We start from the raw sequence: 16972 nt of genomic DNA, 5'->3' as shown, positions 1-16972 counted from the left end.
AACAATCTAATAAGAATAACCTCTCACTTATACTCGATAAATGGCATAAAATGAAACAAGTAATATTTATTGTGATACTCATAATTAGCTCTATTTCCTGCAACAACTCTAACAAGCGAAATATCTCTAAAGAAAAGAATAAACGTTCAAATATTGATCTTAGAAAATTTGCTGAAAATAGAATATTCCCGATAATATTTGATACGAATCAATACGTCGATATAACACCTGATTCCAATATTATCGATGGAACTTATATTGGAATATATAAGGATAGCATCATAGCATTTACCGGAAAATATCGAAACAAAAAACCGGAAGGTTTATTTCATTTTTACGCTCCAAATGGGAAGCTAAAAGAAACACGAATTTACGAACATGGATTAGAACATGGACCTGTAACATTTTGGAATGAAAATGGAGAACTAGAGGAATGTCTAACATATGTTAATGGAAAAGAAGAAGGTTATCATTATACATGGTGGAATTATAATACAATAAGAAGCAAATCATATTATAAGAGTGGTAAATATGAAGGACAAGTAATTAATTACTATCGCAACGGGGCAATTGATCACTTATGCAATTACCATAATAATATTCGAAATGGTCTAAGTATTGATTATTACCCAAATGGAAAGATCGAGCAAGTAGGATATTATATGAACGATTATCAGATAGGTACATGGAAGTCATATTATAGAAATGGACAACTCAAATCGTTGAATTATTATGCCAAATCAGTTGGTAGAAAAGAGCTAGAATATATAAAATCATTCCATAAAAGGATGTGTATGGGAGAAGCTACTTTGCCTATTGGTATATGGGTCCAATATGATAGTCTGGGTAATATCTTGACCAAAACATACTACGATAAATTATTTACTTTAAGAAGGGAAGATGAGTTTTTTCCTACAGGTCAACTTCATTTTAGATCATATTATAATGGTGAAGTTCCTTATATGTGTAGTCGAAATCCCGGATACAGAGTTAATAACGGTCTTTATGAAGAATATTTTCCGAATGGTGAGATTAGAATAAGAGGTTATTACACTAATAATAGTAAATCTGGTTGTTGGAAGACTTATGATAAAGCAGGAAAAGTGATTAAAATTGAAGATTTTGGGAGTTCCCCAAAATGACATACTATAGAAAAGAAAAGGAGTTGAAGACCGCAATCTTCAACTCCTTTTCTTTTCGTATCTGTTCAAACAGAATTTATTTCGCAAGAACCTCAGCTCTCAGGTCAGCCACTGTTTGCAGGATGGTTTCGATCTTATCATCCGAAACCTGGTCATCCATATTGATGCAGCAGACACCGGTCAGATAAGGATTAGCCGATTCGGTAACGAGACGCGTAATGGTTTCACGAATCTCGTCGTTGGATTGGTTGACAATCTCCACCGGACTCAGGCGCAGGCTAAAGAACGTATTGGGCAATTGAGCACGAAGTTGTTTCACATCACCACCCCAGCCGAGATCGAGGAAGTCAAGGTGAGGCAAAGAGGCAAAAGTCTCCGCATAACGGTGTGGGTCGTTGCCGCAATAGTGGATGCCGAAAGGACTCTTCGATTGATTCCAGTTTACATCATACTCTTTTAGCAACGCATCGTAATCTTCGGTCGAGATCATCGTATGCGAACATTCTGAGTGTAAGAATACCGGTTTGGCCAAATGACGTACCAGGCGGGTGACAGAGATGGAGGTCGAACCGGTTTCGGCAAAGACACTGCCGGTAAAACGGTCAATCACCGAAGCAATGTTATTGAAAGCAACTTTCACATCATCCGGTTGCAGCATCATTCCCATGAAAAGGTTTTGACCAAAGAGGTCGAGCGCGATGTTAAGCACACCGCCGAAGTTGACATCACCGGTCAGGTGACCGTAAGTCTGCTTGAGCGATTCGGTAAGCTTGACAAACTCCTTGTAAGCGGGAGAGTGAAACGCTGCATCGACATCTACTGCGTAATCTTCTCGATTGGCTGCCAGTACCTGTGGCGGATGATTTTCGGAATAGTTTACCTCACAGCCGAGCATCTCAGACAGCAGGTAGCCCGCAGCCAGGTGGACGGCTCCCACTTCAGGGCGTTTCTCTGCATGATGCTCTCCGAGGCCGTATTTTCCCCAACGGGCATAGAGTTCTTTCTCCATGCGCTGCTCGGATTCGACACGTTTCAAGGGGTGAAAGAAGAAGTCACGGTCAAACGTAAGTTCGGTGTTTTTTGCCCACCACTCCGGGGCAAGGACAATGTCAACGGGTAACAGGGTTTGGTTCATGGGGTTATTGTGCTAGTATATTTTGAATTCGGTTTGAGATTGATGTAACAGCATAAAGACAAATTTACGATCGAAATATTCGAATTGTCAACCCGCACTTGATGCGGGATCTCTCAACTTGATAAAGATCAATAAATGAAATTCTGCGATTTTGAGATCCCGTGTCAAGCACGGGATGACAGTCTGAAGGTTTGTTCTCCTATAAGCAAATCATATCTTTAGGTCTTCTGTCTTTTGTCTAAAATCTTTACTCTTTAATCAGTTTTACTATTCCGGTGAGCCCCGCTTTGAGCAGCGGTTTGCCTTCAAGACGGAAAGCAGCATTAGTTTTGGCAATACGCAGAGCTTCCGGCAGACGTTGATCTCCAATCATCCGGTTGGTCCAGGTGTTGGTTACTTCGATTTCCAGAGCGTTTTTACCTTTTTGTACCGCACGGGTGATATCTACCCGGTAAGGAGCAGTCCAGGCAACGCCGCAATCTATGCCATTTACTTTTACAGATGCAATATTATTCACCTCACCGAGATCGAGAAACAGTTTTTCGCCGGCTTTCACCTTCACTTTATGGGTAAATGAGATCGCATAGCAAGCCGCTCCCGAGTAATAACGGATACAGCTGTCAGCATGCAGGCTCCAGTCGGTCAATGCGGTGAATGTCACCGGAGCTTTCGGGCCACCCAACGTTGAATCGAAGGTCACTTGCCAGTTACCGGTGATCGGTTGCTCTACAGGTGCTTTTGGAGCAGGAGCAATAGCAGCCGTTTGTCCCGCATCAGCCTTGCGACGCAGTACAATGAAGATAGAACCACTGGCATCTAGCTTAATCGGCAACAGAGTGCGACCGTATTCAAACTTCCACTCCGCAGCATCGGCATTTTCACCAGTCACAGCATCAAAAAGTTCCGGCACTTTACCTGCAACACGCAATGAGAGATTCAATGTGCGTGCTTTCTCTTGCTGGTTGGAGATAAAGTAAATATCTGTGTCTTTATCACGGCGGTGGGTCCAGGCAATTTTCTGAGCCTGAACAGAAGAACCGCCTTCATGAGCAATTACATCCTGTGGAAGATTGATTTTGTCAAATGTATTATCGGTATAAGGTAAAGCAAGCAGTTTGTCTTTGCCAACATTACCCGAAGTTAACTGAGCAATCGCTGCACGTAACTCAACATCATCTTTTGCCGGATTCAATCCATTGAGAACAAATTTCGGAGTCGCTCCAAAGAGAATCGTAGCGCCCTCTTTCTTTAACTGGAGCAGCTTTTGCGCCACCTCGACAGACATATAATCGGAATCAGGATTCATCGGATGAGCGCCCGGAACTACCAATACGCTGTAAGAAGCACTGCCCGGCAAAACAATCTTGCCATCCTTCACGGTAGCCAGGCGAAGCAGCGCATCTTTGTTGAACGAGTCGTAAGCATAACCACGCAACGGATCGGTCCAGTTCTCCGGATCGGCCATATTAGCGGAATGACCAACCCCTACAGGACGAATGCGTTGCGGCTGACCGACATTAGCCAGACGGACTTTCTCCGCAGCTACCCGATCAGCACCGAAAATACCCGGCAACAAGCTTACCAAACGATCAGGCAATAATGATCTTCTTGGTGTGTTTTCACCGGTAAATACAGCAATATCGACTACAGGATCACCGGTTTGCAGCAACGTCTGGCAACGGGAGGCATAATCCACCCATGCTTTGCCCGGCTTCCACCAGACTTGGTCACGTTGAAAGCAAAGACCAACGCCTCCGAGTGTCATCCCCGGCTTACGATCCGGCCACGGATTGAGCATCGACACGTGATAGACCAGTTTATTTACGCCCAAAGCGTAATTGCGGTCCTGCAAAGCCTTCAGCATGGCAGGATATTCGTTCCATTCGAGGCGCAATTCGGTAAAACCTTCCGCCTGAATTATTTTTTTGCCATAAATATGAGCGCCGGAAATGGCATCGAGCATATCGTTGGGCTTATCATGAGTCGGACTATTGAGCCAAAATTCACCCATTGGCACATCTACTTTATCGTAATGCAGCATGCCATCGCTGGTCATCGTCGGACAAACGCTTTCGGCTGTGAAAGCAACGCCCAGTTTTGCGGATTCTTGTTTCAACGTCACATAAAATATATCGACAATGAGTTCGGCTATGGTTTGACGAACATCGTTCAGCACATTCTCCGACAACTCTGCACTACCGACAGGAACACCCGCCATCACCGGCAGATAATTGTAAATATCATAACCACGACGTTTCTTAAACTCTTCACGGAAATAAGGAGACCAGTTCTGACTACCACATTCCCAACTATCGACATGGAAGATAGATAATACCCGTTTGGCAAGCTCCGGTCCCGCAACGCGAGCCGCTTCTCCGTACCATTTGTCAAATTGCAGACGGATGGCATCGGGATTGAATTTATCACATTCGAGACCTTTACCGCCACCACCGGTCGCATTGGTATGGCCGGTAGAGGTGTGGCCGATGCGGAGGATAGTCCAGTTGCCCGCAGGAGCTTTCCAGTCAAGGACTCCGTCTTTTACAAAAGCGGAAATATCAATCAGTTTACTCACCGGCACGCACAACGAATCGGGCAATTGAGCCGAAGTAGTACGGGAAGCCACGCGCCAGATCTCACCGGCTTTTCCTTCATATTGGTGAATGACAGGTTCACCTGAGAGCATTATGCCTTTCAGCTTGATAGTCGGTTTCCACTTAGCAGCATCCAGGTCTTCAGAACCGGGTTCAGTGCCGTTCACATCATATACAAAGCGGAAATATTTGGCCGTAGTCGAAGGTATTGCATAGGTATTGTCGGCATCGGTATCCTGCCAGCCGTGACGGGGTGCCTGCAAACGGGCAATGGTACGGAAAGTTTTGCCATCATCACTCACCTGGATGGTCGGGCGCTGTGCCTGATAGTTATTTCCTCCGGTAAATATCTTCACCTGACGACAGGTGAACGGTTTCTCGAAAGCGTATTGAATCCAACATGAGGTGCCACCTTTGAAGGTCTCTTTATTGCCTTCTTTTACTAAAAAAGATGCATCAGCATCAGCCACGCTTGTCGTTACTTTCGGTATGACGTTCAGGGTAGTCTGAGTCGCTTTAGTAGGAGTCGGATAGGCATAGACCGCAATGTCTTTATAATAGTTTTCAATAGTCTCGGGCTGTGCAAGGGCTTTACGGATAGGCTTACCACCGACGATGAAGGTCTTCGATGAAACAACCTTTTGCATCGAGAGCTCCGGAGTAATCCACGGACCACCGGCCAATGCGAAACCATCACTCACGTGCATGGCCACTTTCAGCCCCAAGCGGTCAGCTTCGGTCATGGAGAACTTCACCATCTGCCACCATTCGGGAGTCAACTGCTCAATCGGATGCGCAATTAACGGCGGATCAGTCTTGCCATAGATCGGCATCAGGTAAACACCAGCGATGCCGTTTTGCTTAAGCGATTCCAGATCGGCGGTAATGGCCTCTTTGGTCACGGCTGCCTGCATCCAGTACCAGAATACCCATGGTTTTGCTGATTCCGGTGGCGTTTGGAAATTCCTTTTAAGATCATCCTCTGCACGCAATGTCATTGACATAAAACAGATAAGGATTACTGACAGGATCAATGTGATTTTTTTCATGATAGATATTTTTCGTACTGTAAGAGACGTGGCAGGCCGCGTCTCTACGAAATACGTATTTGATTATTCAATTTGTCTAAAAACATAAATGGCAAAAGCACAAACGATATCACATCGATTGTACCCTTGCACATTTAACTCACCATTATTTATCTACTAACACACAAAAAAACAATTCGTTTTTATATCTTGGAGACTGTCCAGTTTTTCCAAAGTTTACAGTTTTAGAAAAATCGGATAGCTATTTTCGTCGCTTTGCGTCTTTCCCCCTTCCCTTCGGGGAGGGCCGGGGTGGGGTCTTATACTTATTGAAATCTAAAGAAAATCGTTCCGTTTTGCGGGCCACTCACCTGTTTTGCCTGAGAAGAAGGACCTACAAGATCGGTCGCATTTACCTTGTTACGAACAGCTGGAATTACATCGAACACAGCCAGTCCTGTTTGCGGCAAAGTGTAAAGCAATGCATCACGGCCATCACGCGGGGTATAAACACCAAGATAACTGCCCGGTTTTTCATTCGCCATAATGATGTGACCTTCTTTAGTGGTAAAATTAGCCCAACGCCAGTCGTTGAAGTATCCTTTAAACTCCGGATAGATAAAGCTTTCTCCTGGAATCGGGTCGTTGTAGGTATTGTCATACACATCCAGCGTAGTACCGTGCAGACGGTTTTGCCATACACGATAAGGTCCTTTACCCAACCAGCGGATCGCCTGCATATTTTCTTCCGGATAATCAAACTTCACACCCATCAGTTCAACAACGCCATCGTATCCGTACTGGTAATCAAGGCGAAGTTTCCCATCAGGAGACAATGTCCATTTTACAGTATTCATCGCTCCGAAATATTTGGCTTCCATCACCAGATTTTCACCTTCCATTTTTGAGGTGAAGCTGGTCAGGGTACTCGGGTATTTTATTTCGTTGTAAATACGGTCAACAGCTTTAGTATTCTCTAAATTTATATCTACATAACCGTCTAATGAACGATCTCCGCGACGGGCAGCCACGAAACGGGGCCCGTTTCCGAAGGAGATGGTTTTACCCGCTTGTTTCACACCTGCAAGTTCTCCGGTTTTCTTGTCAAACACAAGTTCGGTCGCACCAACGGTTGCAGTAATTTTATCTTTTTCCTCTTTTACTTCAACTTTGCTTTTCTGAGACGTAGCCAGATAATCTGCTTTTGGCTTCCAGCTCCACGACCAGGTGAATAATTCCATGCCCTGCGGGTCAACCACGGTTACATACAACACATCGGCATCGCGCCAGTTCCCCGGCAATCCAAGCTTGATTTCGCCTTTACCATGAGCAGCCACATTCGGTCCGTCAAATTCGCCTTTATCCACAATTTGCTTGTTGCTTTTAGCATCCATTGGTGAAGCGAATTTCGCCAAAGACCATTTGAAACGACAATCTTTCAGATTATCGAAGTCGTAGCGGTTTTCCACCTGAAGCACGCCTTTGAAATCATTTGGCAATACATCCGGGAAGATTTGTACAGGTGACCACACCTGACGAATAGTATTGTAACTACCTTCTTTTTCGTGGTGAGGACCAACAATACCATCAGCGGCATAGTTACCGTAGTTATCAATGCGACCGTTTTGGTCAGCACGGGCAACGCCTTCATCAGCCAATACCCAAAGGATACCACCACCGCTGCGGGGATGTTTGCGCATCATTTCCCAATAGTCGTACAATCCGGCACCGTGGCCGCCATCGTACAATCCGTGAAGGAACTCAGTCGGCATGAAAACATCTTTACCACGAAGGTATTCCTGTGTTTCACCGTATGAACGATAGTGCATGGTTTCGAGTCCGTTTAGATTGCCTTGCGGGTGAATAACCGGACGATTCTGCGGATCCCATTTGGCAAATTCGCCATCCAGTTCGGTATTCCATCCACCTTCGTTTCCATTTGACCAGAAAACGACAGACGTGTGATTCACATCGCGGGTAACCATTTCACCAACCAATACTTTACCGATGCCGGTATCGTATTTACCGTGCCATCCGCCCAGCTCATTCATCACATAAAGTCCAAGTTCATCACAAGCTTCAAGGAAAGCCGGATCAGCCGGATAGTGAGAAAGACGAACGGTATTCATATTCATGCTTTTGATAAGCTTTACATCATCGTAATTGGCAGTGCGATTGAGTGTGCGACCCGATTCCGGACGGAAACTGTGACGGTTAACACCACGTACCATGATGCGCTGTCCATTCAGGTAAAGACCGTCTCCTTTGCGAATTTCGAATGTGCGGAAACCGAATTTCTCAGTTACAGTATGTACGGCATTGTCTCCTGAATATAAGGTGTAATTTACTTTATAAAGGTTTGGAGCTTCAGCTGACCAGAGTTTTACATTATCAAAATGAGAACTCAGGATTGCTTTGTCACCACCTTCACGCACTTCAGTTTCGAACGATTTTCCAACCGGTTTGCCGTTGATGTCGGTTACCTGCGCTACTATTTTAGCACCCTTAGGAGCGCCATCACCCAGATAAACCTCAGCTCTGAAAGTACCGTCCATTTCAGCTTTCAACGCTGTTCTGTCAATGAACTGAACCGGTAACGCTTCCAGATATACCGGACGGAAAATTCCACCGAAATTCCAGTAATCTGCACGACGTTCGGCCAGATTTACGCTCGGATTTGAAGATTCTTTGCTAACAGTTACTTCGAGCAAGTTGTCTTTACCGCCATAGAAAAGACGGTCAGTTACATCATATCGGAAAGTATAGAAAGCACCTTGGTGTACACCTGCTTTTTTACCATTCACGCGAACTTCAGTATCGGTCATTGAGGCTTCGAAGACAATGCGAACACGACGACCGCGCCACTCTTCAGGCACTTTGAAAGTATATTTGTACATCCCCTGCTCGGTAGGAATACCCGGGGCTGTCGCTTTTCCATAGAAAAGAACACCATAGTTGTATGTTCCGAATCCTTGTTGTTCCCAGCAGGAAGGCACGCCGATTTTGCTCCATTTTCCGCTGTTGCGACCATCGGTACACATGAAGTCCCATTGCACCATGCTATCGGATCCTTTGCCGGAAAGGTATTGAATTTGCGTTTGGGATGCAGCCTGTTTTGTCGCTGCATTCAGTTGAAAGAACGACATCATTCCCAATGTGAATGCTGCCGTGAATAGAGAAAGTTTCTTTTGGTAGTGATTAAACATGATATTGTATTGCCAATTTATATTTAGCTCTGAATCTTCTGTTTGGGGAAAATTTGACGAATACAAAATTAGCGTACGCCTTGTGCTAAGCTGTATAATATTTGCCGAAATAGGATAAGAGATTGACAATGGTGATGGAAGTGCTATTTTAGAAGGGACTACCCATTGTATGCAGTCTCTTGTAAGCCTGAAATTTAATGCTAGTCTTTTTGTGTAACGGGTCAAACTTTCTGTATATTTAAACCGGCATTTAATTCTAAACGAATGAGAAAACAGAAAATTAGAGGGCATAATAGACGACAACGACAGATTGAGCTTTGGCGTTTGGAAAATCTGAACCTTAATGTTGAGTCGCTTGAATCATTCTATTATGTTTATTCAAAAATGGTTGTTCATCCGTGGTGTGATCTCTCAATTTTGAATAGCATAATTCCCGCCCCAAAAGGGAAAACAAGACAACTAATTCTTGAAGGATTATTGGATATTTATCAATCTTGGAAAGAACAGTTGGATAAATCAGGAAAACCCTATTATTTGAAAATCTGGCTGTATGAACCTCGTTTCTCAAAATCACAGGTCGTATGTGCGGTTGGAGAAAGGATAGCTCATTATGAGACTCTCTTTGATAAACCGGAGAAGAATAAAATATGGAAGTCAACGCTTCCTGCCAGAATAAAAGACCGGTTTAGCAAATTAAACTGTGGATACAGTTGGGACGAGGAGTGCTACGGTAATGACTATGTCGGGTCTTCTGAAGCTTATGCTTCATTGTCTGATTATGAAGCATAAGCGTTGGTTTGAGAAGCAATTAACCAAGCCACATAAGACTGTAAGATTGGCTGAACCAATTGGTGATGTGACCGAGTTGTATTTTTTCAAACGTGGCGATTTATGGATTGGAGGAGAATAATTAAAATGAGCTAACGATATGTTGGTAAGTGCGTTCCTTGTCACCCAAAAAAAACGGCTCAGAACAAAAGTCTCTGAGCCGTTTTTACATATAACGTTTAGCTAAATCCTATACCAGAACTTTCACTACCAGTTTTTTGATAGCGCCATTACCGATAGCAGGAGCGTGACCGTCTTCAGGGAAGAAGATTACGAATTCGCCCGGATGAACATCTACATAAGTTGCCGGAGCGTCAGTAAAGAAGGTGATATCTTTGGTTTCGTTGTAACCCTCCGGAGAGTTTACACATTTATCACCAGCTAACCAACCCATAGTTTCCACACCAACCACAGGGATCTGGATGTCGATGTATTTGTTGTGAGTTTCCATTTTAGCCACTTCCTTAGTTTTACCGGTAATTTCCTGCACAGAGATAAAAAGATTTTTACCGTCCAGTTCGATTTTGCCGGCTTCAGCTTTAGCCATATCGTTGGCTTTGATATAGTCGAACGCCTGTTTAAACAGCGGGTGAAGTTTTTCAGCCGCTTCGGTGTTTTTTAATGAACCAAGTACCATAGTTTATTGATTTATCGTGGTTAAAAAGGATTAGTTTTTAGCTGTCAGGATTTCCAGTGTGTCGGATGCAATCATGTACTCTTCGTCGGTAGGGATAACCATCACTTTTACCTTCGAATCGTCAGCACTAATCACAGCCTCGTCACCGTAAACTTTTGCATTCTTTTCCGCATCCATTTTAATACCCATGTATTCCATGTTGCTACAAACGTTGAGACGGGAAGAAACTTTATTCTCGCCTACACCACCGGTAAATATGATAATATCAGCACCACCCAAAGCAGCAGCAAATGAGCCGATGTATTTTTTGATGCGGTATTCGTACATATCCAGGGCAAGTTTAGCACGGTAGTTACCTTCGTCAGCCGCAGAGGCAACTTCGCGCATATCCGAAGAAATGCCGGAGATACCCATCATACCACTTTGTTTGTTCAGCATGTTGCTGATGCCTTGTGCACCAATGCTTTCTTTTTCCATCAGGAAGGTAATTACACCCGCGTCAACATCACCTGAACGAGTACCCATCATCAAACCTTCTACCGGAGTGAATCCCATAGTTGTATCAACTGATTTACCGTCTTTGATAGCCGCTAATGAAGCACCGTTACCAATGTGGCAGGTGATGATTTTCTGAGACTCATAAGGAACTCCCAAAACATCACAGGCACGTTTTGAAACGTAACGGTGGCTGGTTCCGTGGAATCCGTAACGACGGATAGAATATTTTTCGTACAGAGAATACGGAATACCGTAGAAATATGCGTAGTCAGGCATAGTCTGGTGGAAAGCAGTGTCGAATACACCTACCTGAGGAACATTCGGCATCAGGCTTTTTACCGCGTAGATACCTTTGAGGTTTGGTGGATTGTGGAGGGGAGCCATCTCGATGCACTCTTCCATTTTAGCAATCACTTCGTCATCAATCAATACAGAGGAGTTGAATTTCTCTCCGCCGTGTACCACGCGGTGGCCTACAGCATTGATTTCGTCCAACGATTTAATACAACCGTATTTTTCACTCAGCAATACGCCAAGGATATATTCGATGGCAGCCTGGTGCTCGAGGATTTCACCTTCGAGTACTACTTTATCGCCATTGGGGAGCGTAAGTTTGAGAAACGAACCTTTCAGTCCGATTTTCTCGATTCCGCCCTGAGCCAATACATCTTTGTTCTCCATGTTGATGAGTTTGTACTTCACCGAAGAACTTCCGCAATTCAAGACTAATATCTTCATTTTCTTTTTGTGCTAGTTAATTTAGAAAAACGGGGATTACTTAATCAGTTTACCGTTCTCATCGTAAGTGTAAAATCCTTTTCCGGTATGCTGTCCGAATTGTTTAGCGCGGTAAAGACGCATCAACAGGGTGTTCGGTTTGTATTTTTTGTCACCGTATTCACGGAACATATTTTCCATCAGGGCAACCACTTTCTCAATACCGATTTCGTCGGCAATACGGAACACACCTTTGCGGTATCCCCAACCTTTGGTCAGGATTTTGTCGATATCTTCGATTGAAGCAACGTTTTCCATCAACATCTGGCAACCTTCGTTGAGCATTACCACGAAAAGTCGAAGACTCACGAGGCCGGCGCTTTCATGTACGCTGATGATTTCGTGTTTGATCATTTTGGTGAATACCAAAACTTTCTCATACACTTCATCTGAGGTATAAAGACCTTTTACAATCTCGAGGATGCGGCCTTCCGGTTGTGTAACCAGGAAGTGAAGGCTGATGCAACGCTCTTTGTATTGCAGGTCTTGCGCCAGTTCGGTAACGATTACCGTTGAGGCATTGGTCGCGATGATTGCATCCGGAGCCAATACAGATTCCAGTTTTTCGAACACCTCTTTACGGTAGCGGGTGTTGCGCTCACCGGTGTTGGTATCGTGGCGGGTACACTCGATTACGAAGTCACAATCGCTGAGGTCTTCGTAATTCACAGTACCTTTAATGCGGGTCATGATGGCTTTTTTCTCACCGGCAGTAAGACCCCAGTTTTCGATTTTATCGTCGAGGTTGCGGCCGATTCTGCTGATTGCAGTATCGATTTTATCCTGGGAGAGTTCTACAAACACAACGTCAAGACCTGCCGATGCAGTAATTCCCACGATGTTTTGCCCTTCTCTACCGCAGCCTACCACACCGATTTTGGAAAACATGGTTTTTTTGCGGTCTTTCTGACTCAAACCATAGTTTTCTATTTGATCATAAATAGTTTCAGACATATATTATTAAGTTTATTGGTAAACGGGTAATTAAACTTTATCCCCTACAATGGAGGCCAGTTATTTCTTGCTGTTTTTGATACCGATAGCCTGGTTAGCTGTAATCGCGATCAGACTGTACACATCTTCCGGAGAGCAACCTCTCGACAAGTCATTGATTGGAGCGGCGATACCCTGAAGGATAGGACCTACAGCTTCAGCGTTTGCAAGACGTTGTACCAGTTTGTACGCGATGTTACCAACTTCAAGAGTTGGGAAAACCAAAACATTAGCCTGGCCGGCGATTTCACTGCCCGGAGCTTTGCTTTGACCTACTGATGCGATGATAGCTGCATCAGCCTGAAGTTCACCGTCGATTTTCAATGTCGGATCCAGTTCTTTCGCCAGTTGGGTTGCTTTTACCACTTTGTCCACCATTTCATGTTTCGCACTTCCTTTGGTAGAGAAGCTCAACATCGCGATTTTAGGTTCGAAACCTGCAATAGCACGGGTCGTATGTCCGGTAGAAACAGCGATTTGCGCCAATTCCTCAGCGGTAGGATTCGGGTGAACGGCACAGTCAGCAAATACCATGATTCCGTTGTTTCCCCATTTGTCTTCAGGCATAAACATCAGGAATGCACCTGAAACCACGCTGATACCCGGAAGGGTTTTTACGATCTGGAAGGCAGGACGAAGTACGTTACCTGTCGTATTTTGAGCACCGGCTACTTCACCGTCGGCGTCACCGTTTTTGATCATCAGGCAAGCCAGGTAAAGCGGATCCTGAGCCAGTTTCTGAGCCTGCTCGATGGTCATGCCTTTGCTTTTGCGCAAATCGAACAGCAGGTTGGTGTAAACCTCTTTTTTATCGTTATCGATCGGGTCAACGATGGTTGCTTTTGAAATATCGGAAAGATTATTCTCCTGAGCTAATTTGTTTACTTCCTCCGGATTACCGATAAGAATAATTTCTGCTACTCCGTCCGCCAGGATTTGGTTGGCAGCTTTCAGGGTTCTGATTTCAGTTCCTTCCGGAAGGACAATGCGCTGCTTGTCAGCCTTAGCACGCGCTACAATTTCTTGCATCAAGCTCATGATGGTATATTTATTATGTTGGAAAATTCAATGTGGTTGCAAAAGTACACAATTTTGCAATATTGAGATTGCAAAATCGACTATTTTTTATTCGGATGAATTGTTAAAATGGTGACATTTTGATTATTTTCGGTAATTGGCACACAGGATGATACGAATTGTGTCAGGACTCGGGCTGATTTGATGACAAATAGATACTATTTTTATCGTGATATAGATTATTGCTTATTATTTCATTTCAGGAAAATAAAAGATGCAAGAAGATTTACACAATTCAAAGGCGCAAACGTGTCCAATTTATCAATGAGTATCAGGGCTTCAATCCTGCATAATTTTGAAAAGCTAAAAGATGAAACTTCATAAATGTTTTAACGATTCATGTTGAAGGTAGATGTATTTTCATTCCTGAGTAATGAATATCGATAATTGATTAATATATCTTCGTAATTGGTTTGTCAATCTCCAAACCTAAATAATATATCTCCATAAATGGTTTATCAATATCCAAACCGGATTAATGTATTTTAAAAATCGGTTATGCAATATCGAAACCGGATTAATGTATATTTAAAATAGGTTTGACAATATCCAAACCTGATTAATATATCATGATAATTGGATTGTCATTCTTGAAAGTTGGAGTTGTATTACGATAAATCGTCTTATCAATTTGTTAGCTTTCTTTTTTCATCTTGCTGACAGAAATCTAAATATGGCAAATGGAAATACCTGAAAGGTAAAAGGCTTTACGTATTGCGATATTCAAAGTTACTTTTCGCTTTTCCGGATGAAGAAATTCAATACCTGGATTAGCATAAAGAAAAAGCGCCGGAGAAATTCCCCAACGCTTTCCGGATTTTGATATGATTTGATTGTTTACCGGCTTTCAGTAAAAATAAAATGTCCGGTTATGACTTATTCTCAGACTTCTTGCAGGTAGAGATTTTGAAAGGTACATACAGCGGACACCAACTGATTACACTGGTTAAAACAAACACAGCTGCAATGACCAGTAATACCATAGCTAATGTTCCTTCTATGATTGCAGCTTGCTGCAAAACAACGATTACGACAGCGGCAATCAGTCGGATTACGCGGTCTGTCAGTCCCATATTCTTTTTCATGACTCGGATGATTTGGTTAAACTTTAAACTAGAAACATTTGACTGATTACTTTGGTTCTTAAATTCTTATCTGTCAAAATAGCATTATCTTTGCAGCGGAAATATTTAATCCGTTAATCAATGAAGAAGAAACAGAACGGACGTGTCACAATGGCCGACTACGTCAAAGCGATGAAACGCGCTAACAGGGAGATGGAACTCCAGAATTCAACCGGGTTTAAAGCTGTTACCCGAATCCACAAGTCAAAGAAAGCTTACAACCGAAGAGATGGTAAACGAACTGATTTCGATACCTTCTCTTCTTTTTTTTCAGGAAATTCCTTCCATTTTATTTATAGATAAAAACATTTCTCTGTTTCGTTCCGTTCTTAGTTCATTGATTAACTTTTAAAAGAATACCATGGAAGGAAAGAAAACCTATTTGAAGATCATTGTCATGATTTTTATGATTCTGATCTTTTTGATTCCCGTCGCATTGATTCAAAACCTGATTAAAGAGCGGGTACAGACACAACAGGAGGCAATCAGTGAAGTCTCCTCCAAGTGGGGCAATGAACAGACGATTGCCGGCCCCATTCTCTCTATCCCTTATTATGAGGTGATCACGGATAAGTCCAAAGTCACCCGCAAAATTATTCGCTTCGCCCACTATCTCCCTGATTCATTATATGTAAATGGTACGCTATCTCCCGAGATGCGTTACCGCGGAATTTATCAGGTAGTTGTGTACAATTCCAGACTTGGAATAAGTGGGATTTTTAATTCCATCAATCTGGAACAGCTAAAGACTCCGATGGAAAATATTTTGCTCAATGATGCTTTTCTGGCGCTTGGGATTTCTGACCTGCGGGGAATTGAGGAGCAGATTACCCTGCGGTGGAATAAACAGATGCAGGGATTCAATTCAGGCGTTGGTACAAATGATGTTCTTGCATCGGGTATCAGCACGCATGTCCGATTGTCTGCCGACAGTTTGCGAAATGGTAGCCGGTTTAATCTCAATATAGAATTGAAAGGTTCACAGTCGTTGAAGTTTGTACCGGTCGGGAAGATAACTCAGGTAAAGATTTCTTCGAAATGGAAGACTCCGAGTTTTGACGGCGCTTTTCTGCCCGACAGTCGCCAGGTGAATGCCAAAGGTTTTTCAGCTTACTGGAAAGTCCTGCACCTCAATCGCAACTATCCGCAAAGCTGGACAAACGATTCCTATAAGATAAATGACTCCGCCTTTGGTGTAAGTCTGCTTATCCCGATTGACTATTACCAGAAGGCGGAACGTGCCGTCAAGTATTCGTTTGTGTTAATCACCCTGACCTTTTTATTGCTCTTCTTTGTCGAATTGCTCAACGGGGTGAATGTTCATCCGTTCCAATATCTGTTGATTGGATTGGCTCTTTGTATTTTCTATACCTTATTATTGTCAATATCCGAACATTTGAGTTTTAATGTGTCCTACTGTATTTCGGGAGTTGCCACCATTGGTTTGATTACTTTGTACAGCCGTAGCATATCTGGTATGAAGCAGATTTCCCTTTTGATTATGGGTGTACTGATTATCCTGTACGGATTTATCTTCACCGTGCTGCAACTTGAAGATTACGCCCTGTTGATGGGTAGCATCGGGCTCTTTGTTATTTTGGCAATAGTGATGTATTATTCGAAAAAGATTAACTGGTACGATATAAAGATTATATGATGAAACAAGATGATATTCATCCGGTTGAGGTATTCGCCGGGACAGCCTGGGAGGCCGGGTTATTGAAAAGTATGCTGGAAGATGCCGGTATAGCAGTCTATCTGGTGGATGAAATACGGGGGACTCTAACACCCTGGCACGTGGCTCCCGGAGGTGTGGGAGCTGTAAAGGTTACCGTTTCCAGTGAAGATGAAGTGGAAGCCTGTAAAATCGCCGATGCTTTTCAGGAAAATTTGCAGAACGAAGACTGATTTTTTATATCACAGAGAGCACAGA

13 protein-coding genes are annotated in these 16972 nt (G+C 43.4%); 5 read left to right on the top strand and 8 right to left on the bottom strand.

Going from position 1 to position 16972, the window contains the following annotated elements; genetic code table 11:
- Window positions 1-50: 50 nt before the first annotated feature.
- Complete coding sequence (locus MLE17_RS05660) at window positions 51-1142, top strand: toxin-antitoxin system YwqK family antitoxin (RefSeq protein ID WP_243347788.1); 1092 nt, start codon at window positions 51-53, stop codon at window positions 1140-1142.
- Window positions 1143-1218: 76 nt separating this feature from the next.
- On the opposite strand, the gene MLE17_RS05655 is transcribed toward MLE17_RS05660, so the two are convergent.
- The 3 genes from MLE17_RS05655 to MLE17_RS05645 form a co-directional block, all read right to left on the bottom strand.
- A complete protein-coding gene (locus tag MLE17_RS05655) occupies window positions 1219-2277 on the bottom strand; it encodes a hypothetical protein (protein WP_243347787.1) in 1059 nt (352 codons plus the stop codon).
- Window positions 2278-2524: 247 nt separating this feature from the next.
- Window positions 2525-5920, bottom strand: a complete 3396-nt coding sequence (locus MLE17_RS05650; protein WP_243347786.1) for a glycosyl hydrolase — start codon at window positions 5918-5920, stop codon at window positions 2525-2527.
- Window positions 5921-6225: 305 nt separating this feature from the next.
- Window positions 6226-9048, bottom strand: a complete 2823-nt coding sequence (locus MLE17_RS05645; protein WP_243348126.1) for a glycoside hydrolase family 2 TIM barrel-domain containing protein — start codon at window positions 9046-9048, stop codon at window positions 6226-6228.
- A 321-nt stretch (window positions 9049-9369) separates the two neighbouring features.
- Here MLE17_RS05645 and MLE17_RS05640 point away from each other — a divergent pair, with 321 nt between their 5' ends.
- Complete coding sequence (locus MLE17_RS05640) at window positions 9370-9894, top strand: hypothetical protein (protein ID WP_243347785.1); 525 nt, start codon at window positions 9370-9372, stop codon at window positions 9892-9894.
- Between the two features lie 229 nt (window positions 9895-10123).
- Here the strand turns inward: MLE17_RS05640 and MLE17_RS05635 are convergent, their stop codons facing one another.
- The 5 genes from MLE17_RS05635 to MLE17_RS05615 all read right to left on the bottom strand — a co-directional run bounded on the left by MLE17_RS05635 (window position 10124) and on the right by MLE17_RS05615 (window position 15000).
- Complete coding sequence (locus MLE17_RS05635; RefSeq protein ID WP_243347784.1) at window positions 10124-10570, bottom strand: YhcH/YjgK/YiaL family protein; 447 nt, start codon at window positions 10568-10570, stop codon at window positions 10124-10126.
- A 30-nt stretch (window positions 10571-10600) separates the two neighbouring features.
- Complete coding sequence (locus MLE17_RS05630) at window positions 10601-11806, bottom strand: acetate/propionate family kinase (protein ID WP_243347783.1); 1206 nt, start codon at window positions 11804-11806, stop codon at window positions 10601-10603.
- Between the two features lie 36 nt (window positions 11807-11842).
- Entirely contained in the window at window positions 11843-12799 is a 957-nt protein-coding gene (locus MLE17_RS05625; RefSeq protein WP_243347782.1) for a 3-hydroxyacyl-CoA dehydrogenase family protein, read from the bottom strand.
- A 60-nt stretch (window positions 12800-12859) separates the two neighbouring features.
- Window positions 12860-13876 carry a phosphate acetyltransferase gene (pta, locus tag MLE17_RS05620; protein WP_243347781.1) on the bottom strand — a complete coding sequence of 339 codons (1017 nt, stop codon included), beginning with the start codon at window positions 13874-13876 and terminating at the stop codon, window positions 12860-12862.
- 908 nt (window positions 13877-14784) lie between these two features.
- Window positions 14785-15000: a DUF2892 domain-containing protein gene (locus tag MLE17_RS05615; RefSeq protein WP_243347780.1), complete on the bottom strand. Its 216-nt coding sequence runs from the start codon at window positions 14998-15000 to the stop codon at window positions 14785-14787.
- 120 nt (window positions 15001-15120) lie between these two features.
- Between MLE17_RS05615 and MLE17_RS05610 the strand changes: the two genes are divergently transcribed.
- From MLE17_RS05610 to MLE17_RS05600, 3 genes are read left to right on the top strand one after another with little or no spacing between them, the layout of a single operon-like run.
- Complete coding sequence (locus MLE17_RS05610; protein WP_243347779.1) at window positions 15121-15342, top strand: hypothetical protein; 222 nt, start codon at window positions 15121-15123, stop codon at window positions 15340-15342.
- A 58-nt stretch (window positions 15343-15400) separates the two neighbouring features.
- On the top strand, window positions 15401-16696 hold the full coding sequence (creD, locus tag MLE17_RS05605; RefSeq protein WP_243347778.1) for a cell envelope integrity protein CreD: 1296 nt from the start codon (window positions 15401-15403) through the stop codon (window positions 16694-16696).
- Window positions 16693-16947, top strand: a complete 255-nt coding sequence (locus tag MLE17_RS05600) for a DUF2007 domain-containing protein (RefSeq protein WP_243347777.1) — start codon at window positions 16693-16695, stop codon at window positions 16945-16947. The genes creD and MLE17_RS05600 overlap by 4 nt, the downstream gene beginning before the upstream one ends.
- Window positions 16948-16972: the final 25 nt, after the last annotated feature.

Source organism: Parabacteroides sp. FAFU027, assembly GCF_022808675.1.
GTDB lineage: Bacteria > Bacteroidota > Bacteroidia > Bacteroidales > UBA7332 > CAXXIC01.
This window is presented reverse-complemented; position numbering and strand designations above follow the sequence as displayed.

Excerpts from the sequence above, each read along its gene's own strand:
- MLE17_RS05660 (WP_243347788.1), top strand. The coding sequence starts at position 51 with ATGAAACAAGTAATATTTATTGTGATACTCATAATTAGCTCTATTTCC.
- MLE17_RS05655 (WP_243347787.1), bottom strand. The coding sequence starts at position 2,277 with ATGAACCAAACCCTGTTACCCGTTGACATTGTCCTTGCCCCGGAGTGG.
- MLE17_RS05650 (WP_243347786.1), bottom strand. The coding sequence starts at position 5,920 with ATGAAAAAAATCACATTGATCCTGTCAGTAATCCTTATCTGTTTTATG.
- MLE17_RS05645 (WP_243348126.1), bottom strand. The coding sequence starts at position 9,048 with ATGATGTCGTTCTTTCAACTGAATGCAGCGACAAAACAGGCTGCATCC.
- MLE17_RS05640 (WP_243347785.1), top strand. The coding sequence starts at position 9,370 with ATGAGAAAACAGAAAATTAGAGGGCATAATAGACGACAACGACAGATT.
- MLE17_RS05635 (WP_243347784.1), bottom strand. The coding sequence starts at position 10,570 with ATGGTACTTGGTTCATTAAAAAACACCGAAGCGGCTGAAAAACTTCAC.
- MLE17_RS05630 (WP_243347783.1), bottom strand. The coding sequence starts at position 11,806 with ATGAAGATATTAGTCTTGAATTGCGGAAGTTCTTCGGTGAAGTACAAA.
- MLE17_RS05625 (WP_243347782.1), bottom strand. The coding sequence starts at position 12,799 with ATGTCTGAAACTATTTATGATCAAATAGAAAACTATGGTTTGAGTCAG.
- pta (WP_243347781.1), bottom strand. The coding sequence starts at position 13,876 with ATGAGCTTGATGCAAGAAATTGTAGCGCGTGCTAAGGCTGACAAGCAG.
- MLE17_RS05615 (WP_243347780.1), bottom strand. The coding sequence starts at position 15,000 with ATGAAAAAGAATATGGGACTGACAGACCGCGTAATCCGACTGATTGCC.
- MLE17_RS05610 (WP_243347779.1), top strand. The coding sequence starts at position 15,121 with ATGAAGAAGAAACAGAACGGACGTGTCACAATGGCCGACTACGTCAAA.
- creD (WP_243347778.1), top strand. The coding sequence starts at position 15,401 with ATGGAAGGAAAGAAAACCTATTTGAAGATCATTGTCATGATTTTTATG.
- MLE17_RS05600 (WP_243347777.1), top strand. The coding sequence starts at position 16,693 with ATGATGAAACAAGATGATATTCATCCGGTTGAGGTATTCGCCGGGACA.